18 protein-coding genes and 1 tRNA gene are annotated in these 17640 nt (G+C 71.6%); 9 read left to right on the top strand and 10 right to left on the bottom strand.

Annotation, left to right across the window (positions count from 1 at the left end; translation table 11 throughout):
• Positions 1–27: 27 nt before the first annotated feature.
• Positions 28–1077, top strand: a complete 1050-nt coding sequence (locus tag BKA05_RS09555) for an NAD(P)H-dependent amine dehydrogenase family protein (protein ID WP_179531233.1) — start codon at positions 28–30, stop codon at positions 1075–1077.
• A 13-nt stretch (positions 1078–1090) separates the two neighbouring features.
• On the opposite strand, the gene BKA05_RS09560 is transcribed toward BKA05_RS09555, so the two are convergent.
• Complete coding sequence (locus BKA05_RS09560) at positions 1091–1573, bottom strand: hypothetical protein (RefSeq protein ID WP_179531234.1); 483 nt, start codon at positions 1571–1573, stop codon at positions 1091–1093.
• A gap of 5 nt (positions 1574–1578) precedes the next feature.
• Entirely contained in the window at positions 1579–2343 is a 765-nt protein-coding gene (locus tag BKA05_RS09565; protein WP_343045591.1) for a spermidine synthase, read from the bottom strand.
• 50 nt (positions 2344–2393) lie between these two features.
• On the opposite strand from BKA05_RS09565, the gene BKA05_RS09570 reads away from it, so the two are divergent.
• The gene (locus BKA05_RS09570) at positions 2394–3392 is read left to right on the top strand and encodes a hypothetical protein (RefSeq protein ID WP_179531235.1); all 999 of its coding nucleotides are present in this window, start codon (positions 2394–2396) and stop codon (positions 3390–3392) included.
• Between the two features lie 42 nt (positions 3393–3434).
• Complete coding sequence (locus BKA05_RS09575) at positions 3435–3722, top strand: DUF1330 domain-containing protein (protein ID WP_179531236.1); 288 nt, start codon at positions 3435–3437, stop codon at positions 3720–3722.
• A gap of 6 nt (positions 3723–3728) precedes the next feature.
• On the opposite strand, the gene BKA05_RS09580 is transcribed toward BKA05_RS09575, so the two are convergent.
• The gene (locus BKA05_RS09580) at positions 3729–4964 is read right to left on the bottom strand and encodes an oxidoreductase (protein ID WP_179531237.1); all 1236 of its coding nucleotides are present in this window, start codon (positions 4962–4964) and stop codon (positions 3729–3731) included.
• A gap of 43 nt (positions 4965–5007) precedes the next feature.
• Positions 5008–5610: a DUF305 domain-containing protein gene (locus BKA05_RS09585; protein WP_343045592.1), complete on the bottom strand. Its 603-nt coding sequence runs from the start codon at positions 5608–5610 to the stop codon at positions 5008–5010.
• Positions 5611–5745: 135 nt separating this feature from the next.
• Between BKA05_RS09585 and BKA05_RS09590 the strand changes: the two genes are divergently transcribed.
• The 3 genes from BKA05_RS09590 to BKA05_RS09600 are packed head-to-tail and all read left to right on the top strand — an operon-like array spanning position 5746 to position 8603.
• Positions 5746–7425 (top strand): ABC1 kinase family protein, encoded by a 1680-nt coding sequence (locus BKA05_RS09590; protein ID WP_179531238.1) that lies wholly within the window; start codon positions 5746–5748, stop codon positions 7423–7425.
• 10 nt (positions 7426–7435) lie between these two features.
• The gene (locus tag BKA05_RS09595) at positions 7436–7753 is read left to right on the top strand and encodes a hypothetical protein (protein WP_179531239.1); all 318 of its coding nucleotides are present in this window, start codon (positions 7436–7438) and stop codon (positions 7751–7753) included.
• Positions 7754–7757: 4 nt separating this feature from the next.
• Positions 7758–8603 carry an MBL fold metallo-hydrolase gene (locus BKA05_RS09600; RefSeq protein ID WP_179531240.1) on the top strand — a complete coding sequence of 282 codons (846 nt, stop codon included), beginning with the start codon at positions 7758–7760 and terminating at the stop codon, positions 8601–8603.
• Between the two features lie 91 nt (positions 8604–8694).
• Here the strand turns inward: BKA05_RS09600 and BKA05_RS09605 are convergent, their stop codons facing one another.
• Positions 8695–9711, bottom strand: a complete 1017-nt coding sequence (locus BKA05_RS09605; RefSeq protein ID WP_179531241.1) for a hypothetical protein — start codon at positions 9709–9711, stop codon at positions 8695–8697.
• Between the two features lie 10 nt (positions 9712–9721).
• Positions 9722–9988 (bottom strand): hypothetical protein, encoded by a 267-nt coding sequence (locus BKA05_RS09610; protein ID WP_179531242.1) that lies wholly within the window; start codon positions 9986–9988, stop codon positions 9722–9724.
• Positions 9989–10640: 652 nt separating this feature from the next.
• On the opposite strand from BKA05_RS09610, the gene BKA05_RS09615 reads away from it, so the two are divergent.
• The 3 genes from BKA05_RS09615 (at position 10641) to BKA05_RS09625 (ending at position 14513) form a co-directional block, all read left to right on the top strand.
• Positions 10641–11810, top strand: a complete 1170-nt coding sequence (locus BKA05_RS09615; protein WP_179531243.1) for an IS110 family RNA-guided transposase — start codon at positions 10641–10643, stop codon at positions 11808–11810.
• A 225-nt stretch (positions 11811–12035) separates the two neighbouring features.
• Positions 12036–12911, top strand: a complete 876-nt coding sequence (locus BKA05_RS09620; RefSeq protein ID WP_179531244.1) for a hypothetical protein — start codon at positions 12036–12038, stop codon at positions 12909–12911.
• A 423-nt stretch (positions 12912–13334) separates the two neighbouring features.
• Positions 13335–14513, top strand: a complete 1179-nt coding sequence (locus BKA05_RS09625; RefSeq protein WP_218842385.1) for an IS110 family RNA-guided transposase — start codon at positions 13335–13337, stop codon at positions 14511–14513.
• Between the two features lie 126 nt (positions 14514–14639).
• Here the strand turns inward: BKA05_RS09625 and BKA05_RS09630 are convergent.
• From BKA05_RS09630 to cmk, 4 genes are all read right to left on the bottom strand, one after another.
• Positions 14640–14713 (bottom strand) — tRNA-Pro (locus BKA05_RS09630).
• A gap of 82 nt (positions 14714–14795) precedes the next feature.
• On the bottom strand, positions 14796–16160 hold the full coding sequence (gene der / locus BKA05_RS09635; RefSeq protein ID WP_179531245.1) for a ribosome biogenesis GTPase Der: 1365 nt from the start codon (positions 16158–16160) through the stop codon (positions 14796–14798).
• A complete protein-coding gene (locus BKA05_RS09640; protein WP_179531246.1) occupies positions 16157–16927 on the bottom strand; it encodes a 1-acyl-sn-glycerol-3-phosphate acyltransferase in 771 nt (256 codons plus the stop codon). Before BKA05_RS09640 ends, der begins: the two co-directional genes overlap by 4 nt.
• Positions 16924–17640 (bottom strand): (d)CMP kinase, encoded by a 717-nt coding sequence (gene cmk / locus BKA05_RS09645; protein ID WP_343045593.1) that lies wholly within the window; start codon positions 17638–17640, stop codon positions 16924–16926. Before cmk ends, BKA05_RS09640 begins: the two co-directional genes overlap by 4 nt.

Below are 17640 nucleotides of genomic sequence, written 5' to 3' on the forward strand. Positions count from 1 at the left end.
CGTGCGTCCTCTGCCACGCTGCCGCGCATGCGTGTGATCCAGTGGGCGACCGGCGGCGTGGGACGAGCCGCGATCGAGGCCGTCGTGAAGCATCCCGAGCTCGAGCTGGTCGGGTGCTGGGTGCACTCCGCGGCCAAGGACGGTGTCGACGTCGGCACCATCATCGGCGGCCCGGAGCTCGGCGTCGCCGCCAGCTCCGACCGCGAGGCGGTGCTGGCGATGGAGGCCGACGCGGTCGTCTACGCACCCCTCGTGCCGGACCCCGAGGAGGTGGCGGCCATCCTGCGCTCGGGCAAGAACGTCGTCACGCCCGTGGGCTGGTTCTACCCCCACCAGCGGGACCGGGCCGTGGTCGAGGCCGCCGCCCTGGAGGCCGGGGTGTCCCTCCACGGCACGGGGCTCAACCCCGGCGGCATCACCGAGCTGCACCCGTTGGTGTTCTCGGCGCTCTCCTCGGCGGTGACCTACGTGCGCGGCGAGGAGTTCTCCGACATCCGCACCTACGACGCCCCCGACGTGGTGCGCCACATCATGATGTTCGGGGGTACGCCGGAGGAGGCGTCCGGCGGTCCGATGCTCGGGCTGCTCAGCGGCGGCTTCAAGCAGTCGGTGCGGATGTGCCTCGACGTGCTCGGCTTCTCCCCCGACGCCGAGATCCGCACCTCCCAGGAGGTGGCGGTGGCGACCGCCCCCATCGACTCCCCCATCGGGACGATCGAGCCGGGCCGGGTGGCCGGTCAGCGGTTCTGCTGGGAGGCCTGGGTGGGCGAGACCTGCGTGGTGCGGGTGGCGGTGAACTGGCTGATGGGCGAGGAGCACCTGGACCCGCCGTGGACCTTCGGGCCCGAGGGCGAGCGCTTCGAGGTCGAGGTGCAGGGCGACCCACCTGCGTTCGTGACGATCAAGGGCTGGCAGCCCGAGACCGTCGAGGAGGGGCTGCTGCGCAACCCCGGGATCGTGGCCACGGCCGTGCACTGCGTGAACTCGATCCCCTACGTGGTGGCGGCCCCGCCCGGCGTGCAGACCTACCTCGACCTGCCGCTCGTGGCGGGGCGCGCACACCCCGACCTGGCCTGAGCCAGGCTGGTGCTCACTCCTCGCCGAGGGTGATCCCGCACTCCTCGTCGGCGTGCTCGGAGATCGCCTCGGTGGCGTCGTTGAACTCCTCGCTGTCGAGCTCCTCGAGCGTGGTGCCGAGCTCCTGCAGCTTCTCCAGGTCCACGCCCTCGGGGATGTTGCCGGTCATCACCTCGGACAGGTCGTCCATCGCCAGGCCGGCGTCCTCGAACGCGTCCTCGATCTTCTGGACGCCGTCCTGCATGACCTTCCAGTCGTCCTCGACCTCCTTGGGCGCCTCGTCGGCGAGGGTGTCGAAGGCCTCGAAGGCGGTGCTGAAGGCGCCGGGGTCGCCGGCCTCGAGGGCGTCGATGTCGGACTTGGCGTCACTGAGGGTGTCGCAGTAGGCCTCGGTGTCGGAGCCGCTGCAACCGCTCAGGGTCACGGAGGCGGCGAGCAGCCCGGCGCCGAGGAGGGCAGAGGGGCGGGTCAGGCGTCGGGTCAGATTCGTCTTCACCCGGGTCAGCATGCCGTGTCGGGGTCCGCAGCGGGAGTCCCCCCGCCGAAGCTGGACGAGACCTGCGCGCCGTCCAGCACCTGGTACGGCGACAGCCCGGTGCTCGAGCGGGCGCGCCAGGCGTCCACGGGGACCGGGCCGGTCCCGGCCAGGAGGAGCACGTTCCCGGGGCGCCGCGCGCGCCGGGTCGCGGGCTCCATCCCGGCCGCGAGCTGCGGCAGCACCGCCCGCAGCCCGGCCACGGTCGACCGGATCACCGGGAAGGGAGCCCGGTCGACGACGTTGAGCAGCGCCACGCCGGTCGGTGCCAGGACGCGGGCCACGTCGGCCAGCGCCGGAGCGGTCAGCAGCTCGGGCGGCACCAGCCCGTCGTCGTACGCGTCGAGGACGAGGAGGTCGGCGCGGCCGTCAGGGAGCGCACGCACCCCGGCCCGTCCGTCCACGGGGCGCACCTTGATGCCGCTGCGTGGCGGCAGGGGCAGCTCGCGTCGCACCAGCGCGGTCAGCTCCTCGTCGGGCTCGAGCACGGTCTGGCGCGATCCCGGTCGCGTGGCGGCGACGTAGCGCGGCAGGCTCAGCCCCGCCCCGCCGACGTGCACCACCCGCAGCGGTGCCCCGGGCTCCCCGATGGCGTCCACGACGTCACCGAGCCGGCGCACGTAGTCGAAGACCAGCCGGGTCGGGTCGTCGAGGTCGACGTGGGACTGCGGCCGCCCGTCCAGCAGCACCACGTGCCCGTCGTCCATGAGCCGGACCTCACGCTTCCCCACGGGACCAACCTCCCACGGGGAGGCCCCGGACACGGCATGATGGGCAGGTCATGTCCTCCCCCGACGCCGACCCTGCGCAGCCTGCCACCTGGCAGGTCGAGCCGCCGCGCCCCGCGGACCGCGGGCTGGTGGGGCGACTGCTGGAGGACGTCGTCGCCGAGGACCCCTCAGTCGCCCCCGAGGTCGCCGCGGGCACCGTGCGGGCCGGCGCCTGGCTGCACCGGGAGCGGCCGTCCTGGTCCGGTGTGGTGGTCGATCCGGCGCGGCCCACCCGCACCGTCGTCGGGTACGTCGACGTGCTCGCCCCCTCCGAGGGGTCTGCCGAGGGCACGGTCACGACCCGTCACCTGCTGGTCCACCCGTCCTACCGTGACCGGGGGGTCCACGCGACCCTGGTCGCCGCTGCCGGCGTCGCGGCCGCCGAGCTGGCCGGCGCCGCTCCCGTGCTGACGCTCGACGACCTGCTGCCCGATCCCGGCGAGGTCACCTACGAGCCGGAGCGCGTGAGCCGTAGCCGGTGGCGCAGCGCCGCCCTGGGCGCGGGAGCCATCGCGGCCGCCGGCGCCGCCGCGGTCCTGGCCGTGCAGGTGGCCAGTGGGCCGCTCGGCGCGGCCCTGCCCTTCCTCTCCCCCCGTGCCCCCGGACTGACGTCGCCCACCCCGTCGGCCGCACCCGCGGAGCCGACGACCGCCCCCAGCCCCCAGTCGGTGGCGGTGGCCGGGGAGCCCCTGGTCCCGCAGCCCACCTCGGGCCCGACCACCGGCCCCGGCCCCGGTCCCGGCACCCCGAGCGGGTCCCCCACACCGTCCCCCTCGCCGACAGCGCCCCCGACCGACCCGCCGCCCTCCCGCACTCCCGGCCTGGCCTCCCTGCTGCTCGACCCCGTCGTCGGGGGGTTGACGGGCACCGTCGACGACGTGACCGGTGGTGCCCTCTCCCCGGTCACCGGCGTGCTCACCGACACCGCCGACGCGACCACCGACGTCCTCGACGAGGTGCTGGACGGGGTGCTGGGGCTGCTCCCCGCCCCCACGTCCGCGGCGGACTGACCCCGCCGCGGGGCCCGTCCGTGGCTGCGCCAGGATGGGCCCATGAGTGCCTACTGGGTCAGCAGCTACCTCGAGATCAAGGACGAGGCGAAGCTCCGGGCGTACGCCGAGCTCGCGGGTCCGGCCATCATCGGCGCCGGGGGCCGCTTCCTGGCGCGTGGCCTGCCGGCGGCGACGTACGAGGCGGGGCGCGAGGAGCGCTGCGTGATCATCGAGTTCGACAGCGTCGAGGGCGCGGTCGCCTGCCACGACTCCACGGCCTACCAGGAAGCGCTGACCGCGCTGGGCGACGGCGCCGTGCGCGACCTGCGGATCGTCCCGGGCGCCTGAACCCGCTCAGCCCCGGCGGCCGCGCCGCCCGGACAGACCACGCACGGCCTCGCCGACGATGAAGCGCGTCGCCGCGGTGGCGGCGTGCAGCCCGGGGTCGGGGTCCTTGCCGCGTCCCATCCGGGCGATCTGGGTCTCGTACCACTCCGACTCCCCGGCCAGGCCCGCCACCGTGGGCAGGGTGTAGCGCGGCAGTGGGCGACCGTCCTCCCCGGCCAGCAGCCGACCGGTCAGGTCCGGGTCGACGGCCAGCGGCCGGCCGAGCCCGATGAGGTCGACCCCGCCGTCCTCGAGCAGCTGCTCCATCGTGGCGCGGGTGCGGATGCCGCCGGTGAGCATCACCGGCACCCGTCCGGCGGTCTCCCGCACGCGCCGGGCGAACCCGGCGAAGTAGGCCTCCTTGTGCCCGGCCGGGCCACGCTCCTCGGAGAGCTCGTCGACCTCGCCGAAGAGCGCCGGGTTCTCGTAGGTGCCGCCAGAGATCTCGACCAGGTCGACGCCCTCCTCGACCAGCATCCGCACGACCTGCTCGGCGTCGTCCTCGGTGAATCCGCCGTGCCGGAAGTCGGAGGAGTTCAGCTTCACGGCGACGGTGAAGCCGTCGCCGGTGCTTGCGCGCACCGCCCGCACCGCCTCGACCAGCGCCCGCGAGCGACCCTCGAGGTCGCCGCCCCAGCGGTCGCTGCGGCGGTTGACGTACGGCGACAGGAACTGCGCCAGCAGGTAGCCGTGGGCCGCGTGCACCTGCACCCCCTCGAAGCCGGCCTCCTCGCAGCGCCGGGCCGAGGCGCCGAAGCCGGCGACGATCGTCTCGATCTCACCCTCCTCGAGGGCGCGCGGCTTGGCGAAGAGGCCGGCCATCCGCACCGCGCCGGCCTCGGCGCTGGGCGCCAGCGGGCGGCCGGTGATGAACCGGTTGGTCTGTCGACCGGGGTGGCTCAGCTGCGCGATCAACGGGCTGCGGCCCGAGGCCTCCCGGACCCGCGTGAGGCGCGCGACGTCGAGGCGCTCGTCGGCCACCACGTTGCGGCTGCGCTCGAGGTAGCGCCGGTCGACCATCAGGTTCCCCGTCACCAGCAGGCCCCCAGCGGCACCGGCGGCCCAGCGACGGTAGACCGCCTCCAGGGCGGGTGTCGCCTGGTGGTCGGAGTCCGCCAGGTTCTCCGTCATCGGCGCCTTGGCGATGCGGTGCGGCAGCGTCAGACCGGAGGGCAGGGTGAGCGGGTCACTGAGTCGGGGCACGCGCGGCACCGTAGTGGAAGCCCGGTCGTCCGCCGGGCGGTTCTCAGCCCTCGGGGCGCAGCGGCACACGGGCGAGGACGTGCTCCGCCGCGGTGCGGACCCGCTCCAGCGCCAGGGCGCGGCCCTCGAAGTCGGGCACGGGCCGCTGCTCGGCCTCCTCCTGGGTGGTGGCGGGGCCGTGCTCGTCGATGTCGGCGATCAGCCAGTCCATCTCCTTGATCTCCTTGCGCTGCGCGACGATGATCCCGTCGGCCAGCTCACGGACGCGGACGTCCTCGATGCCCGCCCGCTCGCTGGTCAGGATCGCGATGGAGTGGTGGGGGATCATGCCCCTCATGTAGGCCGTGTCGTCCACCAGCGCCTGGGAGCGAGACAGGGTGTAACCGCCGGCCATCAGCGCGAGGGCGACACCCACGATGACCAGGTTCAGCCTGCCGTTGCGGTACATCATCGAGCGCATGAAGGCGAGCATCACCAGCGCCATCGCGCCGCCCATCAACACCGCCATGTAGAACCGCTCCTCGCTCCAGCGCACGTGCTCCCATGCGAAGGCGTTGGTGTAGGTGAGCACGAACATCACGGTCGTCGAGGTGGCGATCATCGCGGCGAAGCGCAGGTACATCCGCCGTTCGTGGGAGTCGGTCACGGTTCCTCCTGAGGTCGCTGAGGTGTCGTCTGCACGGTCCCGAGCACCGCACGCCGCGCCTACCCGATCCCCCCGCGGCCACGCACACCAGAGGGTGAAGGGCGACGGAGCGGACCCCCCTACGGTGATCAGGCCATGTCGCTCTCCCTCTCCCCCGCCCACCTCACCCGCTACCGGCAGATCGCGGGGTTGCTGGTGCGCCACGGCCGCGGCGACCTCGTCCGCTCCTCCGGCCTGTCGGAGGTCCTGGAGGACGAGCCGGCCTCCGAGCGCGTCGAGGCAGACGCGGAGCGTCTGGCGGCCGACCTGGAGGCGATGGGTCCGACGTTCGTGAAGCTCGGCCAGCTGATGTCCTCACGGGTGGACCTCATCTCCCCGGCGTACGTCGAGGCGCTCTCCCGGCTGCAGGACGACGTCGAGCCGTTCGAGTTCGAGCAGGTCGAGGACATCGTGGGCAGCGAGCTGCAGGTGCGGCTGCGGTCGGTGTACGCCGAGTTCGACCCGGTCCCGATGGCCGCCGCGTCCCTCGGGCAGGTCCACCGCGCGCGCCTGCGCGACGGTCGGGAGGTGGTCGTCAAGGTGCAACGGCCGGGAGTGCGCGAACGCATCCGCGACGACATGGAGGTGCTGGCGGACCTCGCCGCCCTCCTGGACCGGCACACCGATGCCGGGCGGCGCTTCGGGTTCGCCGACCTGCTCGAGGAGTTCCGCAAGGTGCTCGTCGACGAGCTGGACTACCGCCGCGAGGCCGACAACCTGACACGGATGCGCGAGCTGGTCGCGGGTCGGGCCCGGATCGTCGTGCCCGAGCCCGTGCCCGACCTCACGACCAGCCGGGTCCTCACGATGGAGTACGTCGAGGGCCGCAAGGTCACCTCGCTGGGCCCGCTCGGCCGCATGGAGCTGGACGGCGCCCCGCTGGCTGACGAGCTCTTCGCCGCCTACGTCGACCAGGTCCTCGACCAGGGCGTCTTCCACGCCGACCCGCACCCCGGCAACGTGCTGTTGACGCCGGACGGACGCCTGGTCCTGCTCGACATCGGGATGATCGCCCGGATCGCCCCCTCCGTGCGCGACAGGCTCGTCAAGCTGCTGCTGGCGCTGGCCGACGCCCGCCCCGAGGAGGTGACCCGGGTCGCGATCAGTCTCGGCCAGCGGCTGCCGGACTTCGACGAGCACGCGCTGGGACGCGCGGTCGCCGAGCTCGTGGGGCGGGCGGCCGACGCGAGCCTGGGTGAGCTGGAGATCGGCTCGCTGGTCCTCCAGCTCACCGTGCGTGCGGGTGAGGCGGGTCTGCGGATGGAGCCGGAGCTGGCGCTGCTCGGCAAGGCGCTGCTGAACCTGGACCAGGTGGCGACCACCCTCGACCCGACCTTCGAGCCCCGGGAAGCGCTGCAGCGGCACGTCACCCGGATCATGCAGTCCTCGGTCCGCACCACCCCGGCCGCGATGATGGCCACGCTCCTCGAGACCAAGGAGTTCGTCGAGGAGCTGCCCGGCCGGGTCAACCGGGCCTTCGACGCCCTGGGGCGCGGGCACTTCGAGCTGCGGGTGGACGCCATCGACGAGGACGAGTTCCTGCGGGGCCTGCACAAGCTGGCGAACGTCCTGGCGGCGGCCGTCATCCTGGCCTCGATGATCCTCGCCGCCGCGATCCTCGCGGCGAGCAGCGACGACGAGGGGTCCCTGACCAGCCAGATGGCACTGGCGGTCTTCGTGCTGGCCGTGCTGGGCTCGGTAGGCATGCTGGTGCGCATCGCGCTGCAGACCCGACGCGCCAACCTCGGCCGACGCCGTGGGCCGGGGCCGTCGTGAGCAGATCGGCGTGACCGATCCCGAGCGGACGCCGGACGGCCACTACGTCGTGATCGACGGTCGGCGGTGGCGGGCGACCGACCCCGCGATCCCCGAGGAGCGCCGCGCCGAGCTGACCCGCGTGCTGATGGCCTGGCGGCGGGAGGTCGGTCGCACCAAGGGCACCGACGAGGAGGGCGCGGCCCGCGCCGGGGTGCAGGCGGCCAAGGTCGCGCTGGGTGAGCGGGGCACGCCGTGGTGGGAGCAGAGCGACGCCGAGCGCGAGGAGCGCTGGTCGGCCGGCGTACCCGTTCCGGGGGCGGGTGGGGGCACGTCCGGGGCAGGATGAGCAGGTGCCCCGGGTCTCACGTGTCAGCGTCCTGCAGGTCGGCCGGGTCCGTGTGCGGCCGGACAACGTCGCCGGGACCTGGCGGCCGATGCTGTGGTGGACGGCGTTCTCGCGGGCGTGGACCGGCTGGTTGCCGGTCAACGTCGTGGTCGTCGAGCACGACCGGGGCGTCCTGCTGGTCGACACCGGGCAGAGCCGGGCGTCGATGGAGCCGGGCTACCACCCGGGCGGACTGCTCGGCTGGGCGTACCGCCGGCAGGCCGAGTTCGTGGTCGACGCCGACGACGACCTCGCCGCGCGGTTGGCCGGCCTGGGGCTCACCCCGGCCGATGTCGACACCGTCGTCCTCACCCACCTCCACCAGGACCATGCCGGCAACGTCGGGCTGCTCCCCCACGCCCGGGTGCTGGTCTCCGCCGACGAGCTGAGCCTGCTCGACGAGAGCCGGCCGGCTGCGCACGGCGTCCTGCCCGAGCACGTCGCCCCGCCCTCGGTGACCTTCACACCGGTGCGTCCCACCCCGCTGTCCACCCCGGTCGGCCCGTTCACCACCGGCACCGACCTGTACGACGACGGCACGCTCGTCCTGCTGCCCACGCCCGGGCACTCGCGGGGCTCGCAGAGCCTGCTGGTGCGCCGGCCCGACGCCGACCCACTGCTCGTCGTCGGCGACCTGACCTACGACCCCTCGCTCCTGGCGACCGAACGGGTCCCCGGCACGGGCGCCACCGGGCAGCAGCGCGCCTCGACCCGGGCGGTGAACGCCCTGGTCGGCGCCGAGCCGGGGCTGCGGGTCATCGCGGCGCACGACCCGGCGGCGGCTGACCGCGCGTCGGGCGGGCACACCTGATCCGCTGTCCCGTGCCACGGAGTCCCGGTGACCGGCTCCCGGTGGGCTCCCCAGTGAACCCGTGGCCGGTGGTCGACCCGGCCGCGGGCCCTCAGAACCCGGCGCCGTCGAGGAACGCGACCCACTGGTCGGTGCGGTCGTCGTCGGTCGCCGGCGCCGGCTCCACCTGCAGGTCCTCGTCGATCTCGAAGCGCTGCAGCACGGTGATGACCCACTCGGTGTCGCTGGCCAGGTCCTCGACCTGGGCCAGCTCCTCCTCGCTGGGCCGCGGGTCGAACATCTCGGGGCGGTCGAAGATCGAGACGTAGATGTCGGAGAGGTCGACGGTGAACTCGACCGAGGACAGCGAGTCGTCGGCGTCCAGCCGGATGACCACGTCGGCCGGCGTCGCCTCGTAGAACTCGACGTAGAGCTCGGTCAGCTCGTCGACGTCGATGCCCAGGTTCAGCGCCAGGCCCCCTGCCACGCTGCGAGAGGTCTGCTCGACGTCCGTGCCCATCGCGGCCATGACCTCGGCGTACGGCGCGGTGCCGGTGACGGTCTGCCCGTCCCGCTCGACGTCGTCCAGGACCTCCGGAAGATCGGCCGACATCTGGCGCAGGTCGGTCACGCCCTGCCCGAGCATCAGCTCGACGATCTCGGGCCTGTCCTCGGCGACCCCGGTCAGGTCGAGGTAGGAGACGCCCGGCTCGAACGGACCGAGGTCGGCCGAGGGGTCGGCCTCCTTCAGGGCGGCGTAGTCCCGGGAGTCCAGGGTGATCCGCTCGGGGGTCACCCACAGCTCGAACCCCAGGTCGGTGTCGCCTGACAGCGGGGCCATCGCGGCGGAGAGGTCCACCGCCATGTGGCTCAACCCGGGCGTGACCTCGGCGGTCAGGTCCGGCCGGTCCTCGTCGATCTCGGTCTCGCTGTCCACGCCCAGCAGCGAGGACGAGAGGTCCTGGGCGGTGAAGGACTGCACGCGATAGCTGGTCGCCTCGCTCGCGTCGGCGAAGGCGTCGTCGAGGACGAAGGTCTGGGCCTCGTCGTCGGCCCCGCCACCGCATCCGGTGGCGAGGGCGCAGGTCAGGAGCAGGCCGGCCGCGAGGCGACCCCGAGATGTCGTCATGCCGGCAAGGCTATGCGCGGACGTCCTGGCGTGCGTCGGCGCGTCCGCAGGCACCGTCGGGCCGGGCGCACACCGCGCGGGTCTGCCCCAGGCCCAGCGCCCAGCACGTCGGGCAGCCGCGCAGCGCCACCACACCCGGCACCAGCAGCAGCAGCGACCAGGGAGCCGCCCAGGGCAGCAGCACGAAGGCCGCCAGCACCAGCGGGAGCCCGATCGCCCCGCGCACGTAGTGCTCGCGCAGCGACGCGCTCGCGAAGGTGGTGTCGACCGGCTCCATGTCCTCATCGTGCCAGGCAGCGCCTGAGCGTCCACCGCGGCTTCTCCAGGATGCCACGCTCGTGTGGAGTGTTGACGACACGGATGCCGTGTCACCAGCACTCCACACCGCAGCAGTGCCCCGCGGGGTGGTGCCCCTGAAGCCGCGCCCGGTCGTCGGCGTTCAGCATCTCTCCGACCGGGCTGCACCCGCCCTGCCGACAGGCTGCAAGGTCGCCGCGCAGGACGGGTCCTCAACAGGTGGCAGGTCGGTGACCTGTCAGTGGACGGCCGCTGAGCAGCGGCAATGCCGGGAGAGCGGAGAAAGTGCAACGTGCGTGCGACAGGACCGTCGCGCGATGGCGCGCACGCCAGGCGGCTACTTGTTGCATTGACCCCAGGATCGGGTCTGGCGAGGCTCGGTCCAGGTGGCCGGTCCGTCGCTCGCAATGCGGCTGCCCACGCACCCGATTCATCGGGTCCGTATGGCTCTCATCTGGCATGCGCGGGCCGGCCATCGCAGAGTCGGCAAGAGGCTCCAGAGGGGTTTGCCCGCAGCTCGAAGTAGCGTTGCCCTTCCCGACTCGATGACCCATCAGTTAGCAGGGATCGAGCATCGGGAGAGCGCATGCAACAGCAAAGCAGGGACGGCCTCTGGCCGGGTCGTGATCGGGATGGATCCGCACAAGCGGTCGGCCACGATCGAGGTGATGACCGGCGATGAGACGGTGATCGGTGGGGGTCGGTTCGACACCGACTTGGCAGGTTTCGCCGCGATGAGGCGCTATGTCAACCAGATCCGGCCCGACATCGAGGACCGGGTCTGGGCGGTTGAGGGCTGCAACGGCATCGGTCACCACATCGCGATGCGGCTGCTTGCTGCCGGTGAGCAGGTCATCGACGTCCCACCGAAGATGTCCGCTCGGGCTCGGGTGTTCTCGACCGGGCAGGGCCGCAAGACCGACGCCACCGATGCCCACTCGGTGGCCCTGGTCGGCACCCGCATGTCGGGGCTGCGGCCGGTGGTCAACGACGAACAGCTGGCCGTGTTGCGGCTGCTGGTCGACCGCCGCCGCTCGCTCGGCGAGGACCACACGCGGATGATCTCCCAGTTGCACGCGCTGCTGCTGGAGCTGATCCCCGGTGGGGCCAAGAAGAGCCTGTCCGCGGCCCAGGCCAAGACACTGCTCGCGACTGTGCGTCCACGCGACGTCGTGGGCAAGACCCGACGCCGGGTCGCGGCCGAGCTGATCACGGACCTCGAGCGGGTCTATGCGCGGAAGAAGGCCGCGGACAAGGAACTGAAGGAACTCGTCGCAGCGACCGGCACCAGCCTGCTGGACCTGCACGGCATTGGACCTTCCGGCGCTGCGCGGCTGCTGGTCGAGGTCGCTGACATCACCCGGTTCCCCAACCGCGACCACTTCGCTTCCTGGAACGGCACCGCACCCATCGACGCCTCCTCCGGCGACAACGTGCGGCACCGACTGTCCCGGGCCGGCAACCGGCAGATCAACCGGACCCTGCACATCATGGCCACCGTCCAGCTGCGCAACGACACCGAAGGCCGGCGCTACTACGACCGCCGACGAGCCGACGGCAAGACGCCGATGGAAGCCATGCGTGCACTCAAACGACGACTCTCGAACATCGTCTACCGCGCCATGCTCGACGACGCCGTCAGAGCATCGGCGGCTGCTGAGGTGACGGGCCCGGGAGGGCAACGAGGTAGCGACTCTGACTCCAGCGCGACCGGCTCACAACCCCAACACCGGCTCTTCGGACAAGCCACTCCGGGGCCCGTCACACCCCAGCCTAGAACGCCCCTGCCACGCGTGTCTTGACACAGAGGGGAGCCAGAAGAGCGCACGCGCTAACGGTCAAGCGGGCTCAGATCGACCTGCCGGGTGAGCTACAGGTCCTCTTTAGCGTCGGACGTTCTCCTGTGAGTGGCCACGAACTCATCTACCGAACGACGTCAGCAATATGGGTGGGGCGTGAACCTAGTCATTAAGGGTGCGCTAGGTAATTTGGCTTCGCCATCAACGTCGACAACTCATGGGATAGACATGGAGCGAGAGCAGCGAGCGGACCCCCAGGTGTGGAAGGCACCACCTCAGATCACCGACGAGCCGAAACGCCCCGCGCACACGCTCGGCGAAGTTGCCTTGCTCAACGCAGCGCTGGCCTTTGGGACCCTGGTGGTGCTCCTGTTGGCCTTGGGTCCGCACCTGGAAGGCAACCTGTCCTACAACGCGGGTGAACTAAGCGCACCGTGCTTCGGCGCTGCTGCCCTCATGGTTCTGGTCGCTTGGGCATCCCATAGACCCGTCCCATGGTGGGCGCACATCGTTTCCGTCCCAACACTGGGCGCGGTCCTTGCCTTGGCGTTATCGCTACCCGAACTTCGACAGGACGAGAGCAGTCCTGCGGCAGGTAGCCCCAGTCCTATTGCGGGTAGCGATGGAGACGAGGTTGAAGTCCCTGAGCTGCGCCTCCCGAAGGACGGCGGAGGGTGGACCACGCTCGACACGACGCAGACACGAGCCGAGGTGCAGCGGGTGGTCGAGGGCATCAGGGGCTCGGACGGCGCAACAGACTCAGTGGTAGGGGCGTTCTATGTGCACGCCAGCGCTCCCCAGACTCCCGTGTTTTTCGTCGGCATCAACGGGAACAGCGCGGAGACCGAAGACGCAGAGCAAGCGGTCGTCAACGGCCTGGCTGGCGCACAGGTGACGAACGTGGAGTTCTATCCGGACTCGACCGTGCCCGGCGCCCTGGGTTGTGGATCTGGAGACGCTCAGGGGCTGCAGTGGGTGGCCTGCACCTGGGTGGGGCCTGCTCGCACTGTCCTGATCAGGTGGAACAACGACTCCCTCTCAGTTGATGAAGCAGCCGACCTAGCTCGCGACATTCGCGACCGAGCCCTTCGTCGCAGCTCCTAGCTGGGACCAGCGGCTGCTCGTCCAAAGGGCTGCTGGCGCACTCGACGATCGGTCCGAAACTGCACTAGGGAGGGGCAGGCGAGCGACGTCCCTCCAACGGCGACCCTCGGACGAACGTCATGGGCGAACGACGAGGCAAGGTCACCTTCTTAGAACGCTGCCAGCCAAGCCTAGAATTCCATCCGCTCATCGGCTGCTTGTTCCATTGACCTCAGGACCGGTGCCTGGCGAGGCTCGGTTCAGGCGTCCGGGCCGTCGCTCTCTCATCGGCTGCCCACGCTGGTCGTGTGGCTCTCTTTTGGCCTGCGCGGCCCGGGCGTCGCCAATGGGTCAGGAGAGGCTCAAGAGGGGTTTGCCTAGCTCGAAGCAGCGTTGCCCTCCCGACTCGACAACCGTCAGGGATCGAGCAGGAGGACAGGGCCAGTGAAGGCAAGAGACGCACGGGTCGTGATCGGGATGGACCCGCACAAGCGGTCGGTGACCATCGAGGTCATGGCCGCTGACGAAGAGGTCCTCGGCGGTGGCCGGTTCGGCACCGACGCCGCCGGCTTCACCTCGATGCTGGAGTACGTCACCCGGTGGCCAGACCGGGTCTGGGCCATCGAGGGCTGCAACGGCATCGGTCGCCACGTCGCCATGCGGCTGATCGCCGAGGGGCACGAGGTCGTCGACGTGCCGCCGAAGCTGTCGGCTCGCGCGCGGGTCTTCGCCACCGGTCAGGGACGCAAGACCGACGCCACCGACGCCCACTCCGTCGCGCTGGTCGGCACCCGGATGGCCGGGCTGCGTCCGGTGGTCCACGACGAGCAGCTCGCGGTGCTGCGGCTCCTGGTCGACCGCCGCAGCTCACTGGGCGATGACCACACGCGGATGATCTCCCAGCTCCACCAGCTGCTGCTGGAGCTGATCCCCGGTGGCGCGAAAAAGGACCTCTCCGCCGCGCAAGCCAAGGCGCTGCTGGCCAAGGTCCGTCCGCGCGACACCGTGGGAAAGGCACGCCGCCGCGTCGCCGCCGAACTCATCGCTGACCTGGAGCGGGTCTACGCGCGGAAGAAGGCCGCAGACAAGGAGCTCAAGGAGCTGCTCGCCGCGACGGGCACGACGTTGATGGACCTGCACGGCATCGGCCCCTCAGGAGCCGCGCGGCTGCTGGTCGAGGTCGGCGACATCACCCGCTTCCCTAACCGCGAGCACTTCGCGTCCTGGAACGGCACCGCACCCATCGACGCCTCCTCCGGTGACCAGGTCCGGCATCGGCTATCGCGGGCTGGCAACCGACAGATCAACCGGGTGCTGCACATCATGGCCACCGTCCAGCTGCGCAACGACACCGAAGGCCGCGCCTACTTCGACCGCCGCAAGCGCGACGGCAAGACCTCGATGGAAGCCATGCGTGCACTGAAGCGACGGCTCTCGAACATCGTCTATCGGACCATGCTCGACGACGCCATGCGAGCGAAGGCGACGGGCCCGGGAGGGCAACGAGGTAGCGACTCTGACTCCAGCGCGACCGGCTCACAACCCCCACACCGGCTCTTCGGACAAGCCACTCCGGGGCCCGTCTCCGACCAGCCTAGAACGCCCCTGCCGAAGGTGTCTTGACACAGAGGGGAGCCAGATGCGGATGCCTCTCACGACTGTTCCACTGTTGCACGCTTGTTGCACGCAACCAGAAACAGAACAGCGTCTGACCCGCGTTTCCGCAGGTCAGACGCTGTTTCGGTTCGGTCGGGCTGACAGGATTTGAACCTGCGACCCCCTGACCCCCAGTCAGGTGCGCTACCAAGCTGCGCCACAGCCCGAACGCCGGTCGGTCGGATCGCGACCTCGCGGCGCGTGAACACTACAACAGCGTGCTCCCGACCCCGGAATCGGGGCACGGGCTCAGCGCTTGCGCTTCTCCCGCGGGCGCTGCTGCAGGATGATCGGGGTGCCGATGAAGCCGAACTCCTCGCGCAGACGACGCTCGATGTACCTCTCGTAGGCCGCGTCGAGCTTGCCGGAGGTGAACAGGATGAACGTCGGCGGCGCGGTGGTGGCCTGCGTCCCGAAGAGCACCTTGGGCTGCTTGCCGCTGCGCACCGGGTGCGGGTGCTCGGCCACCAGACGCCCCAGGAAGGTGTTCAGGGCGCCGGTGCCGATCCGGGTCTCCCAGCCCTCCAGGGCGCGGTCCAGCGCCGGCACGAGCCGGTCGATGTGCCAGCCGGTGCGGGCGGTGACGTTGATCCGTGGCGCCCACTGCACCTGCACGAGCTCGCGCTCGATCTCGCGCTCGAGGTAGTGGCGGCGCTCCTCGTCGACGAGGTCCCACTTGTTGAACGCGATCACCAGCGCCCGCCCGGCCTCGCGCACGGTCTGCAGGATGCGCACGTCCTGCTCGGAGATGTTCTGCTGGGCGTCCAGCACCAGCACCGCCACCTCGGCGCGGTCGATGGCGGTGGCCGTGCGCAACGAGGCGTAGTACTCGTGCCCAGAGGCGGACTTCACGCGCTTGCGGATGCCGGCGGTGTCGATGAAGCGCCAGGTGCGTCCCCCGAGCTCGACCAGCTCGTCGACGGGGTCGACGGTGGTGCCGGCCACGTTGTCGACGACGACCCGGTCCTCCCCCGCCAGCTTGTTCAGCAGCGAGGACTTGCCGACGTTCGGGCGGCCGACGATCGCGATGCGGCGCGGCCCGCCGACCTCCGCCTCGGACTCCGGCGGCGTCTCCGGCAGAGCCTTGAGGATCGCGTCGAGCATGTCGCCCGAGCCGCGGCCGTGCAGGGCCGAGACGGGGTAGGGCTCCCCCAGCCCCAGGTTCCACAGCGAGTAGGCCTCGGCCTCGGTGCGTGCGTCGTCGACCTTGTTGGCCGCCAGGACGACCGGCTTGTCGGCCTTGCGCAGGATCCGCACGACCGCCTCGTCGGCGTCGGTGATGCCGACGGCGGCGTCGACGACGAAGAGCACCGCGTCGGCCAGCGAGATCGCGATCTCGGCCTGGCCGGCGATCCGCTGCGCCATGCCACGGGCATCGGGGTCCCAGCCTCCGGTGTCGACGACGGTGAACGCGCGGCCGTTCCAGGACGCCTCGTAGGGCACCCGGTCGCGGGTGACCCCGGGGACGTCCTCCACGACCGCCTCCCGGCGGCCGATGATGCGGTTGACCAGGGTGGACTTGCCGACGTTGGGGCGTCCCACGATGGCCAGCACGGGCACCCGAGCGTCACCACCGGGCGTCGCGTCGAGGGGCTGGTCGGACTGCTCGGTCATGGTGCTCCTGTGTCGGGTGCTTCGGGAAGGCGGACGACCCCGGTCGCGGGGTCGCGCTCCAGGTCGCCCGGGGGCAACGGCCCCGGCAGGTCTCGACCTGTCAGACGGCGCGCGGCGTCGAGCTCCGCGCGCATGTGCTCCCACAGGGAACGCGAGGTGACCTCGACCTGTTCCCTGGTGCGCGGCCACGCCTGGGCGGGTACGCCGACGGGCTGGCCGACCACCACGTCCAGGCGGGCCCCGCGGGGCGGGAGCGAGCCGCTGGGCGCACCCGGCTCGCGGGTGCCGAAGAAGCTCACCGGCACCACCGTGGCGCCGGCGGCCAGTGCGAAGTAGGCCGCGCCGCGGTGGAACCTCTCGAGCTCCCCCGAGCCGCGACGGCCCTCGGGGAAGATGCCGATCGCACGTCCCTCGCGCAGCACCCGCAGGCAGGACCGCACCGCGGCGACGTCGGTCTGGAAACGGTCCAGCGGCACCTGCCCGGCGTGCAGCAGGAAGGTGCCCAGCCGGCCGCTGAACATCTCGATCTTGGTCAGCGCGTGGACCGGTCGCGGCGCGAAGATCGCCAGCAGCGGACCGTCGATGACGCCGGTGTGGTTGGCCGCGAACACGACCGGCCCCGAGGCCGGGACCCGCTCCGCGCCGTGCACGACGACGTCGTACCGGCGCCGCAGGATCCACCGGGCCACGGGTCGCAGCGGCTCGAGGAGGTAGCGCCTGGGGTGGCGCACCGTGTCGGTGCGCGGCAACTCGAGGTGGGAGCTCACGCCCGCACCTCCGCCGCCCGGACCAGCGTCACGACCTCCTCGATGACCTGGTCGAGGGTGAGGTGGGTGGAGTCGATGTGCGCGGCGCCGTCGACCATCGTCAGCGGCGAGGTCTCGCGACCCGAGTCGATCTCGTCACGGCTGCGCAGCACCGCCTCGGTGGCCGCCAGGTCGCTGCCACCCTCCTCGGCCGCGCGGCGCGCGGCGCGAGCCGCGGGGTCAGCGGTCAGATAGACCTTCACCTGGGCGTCCGGCGCCACGTGGCTGGCGATGTCGCGACCCTCGACCACGATGCCGCGGCCGGTGGTCGTCGCCTCGGCGATGATGGCGCGCTGCAGCGCCACCATCTGCTCACGCACCTCGCGGACGGTGGCGACCGGCGACACCGCACCCGTCACGGCCTCGCCTCGGATCGGCCCGGACACGTCCGTGCCGTCGACGCGGATCGTCGGGGCGGTCGGGTCGGTGCCGGAGACGATCGTCGCCTCGCCGCTGCGCAGGGCCACGGCCGCGGCGTCGTGGACGTCCACACCGTGCTCGAGCATCCACCAGGTCATCGCCCGGTACATCGCACCGGTGTCGAGGTAGGCCAGGCCCAGACGGCTCGCCACCGCCCGGCAGGTGCTCGACTTCCCCGAGCCGGAGGTTCCGTCCACGGCCACCACGAGCCCGGAGGTCCGGTCGTGGTGGGAGGGGTTCTGGGTCTCGCTCAC

Source organism: Nocardioides marinus, assembly GCF_013408145.1.
Lineage (GTDB): Bacteria > Actinomycetota > Actinomycetes > Propionibacteriales > Nocardioidaceae > Nocardioides > Nocardioides marinus.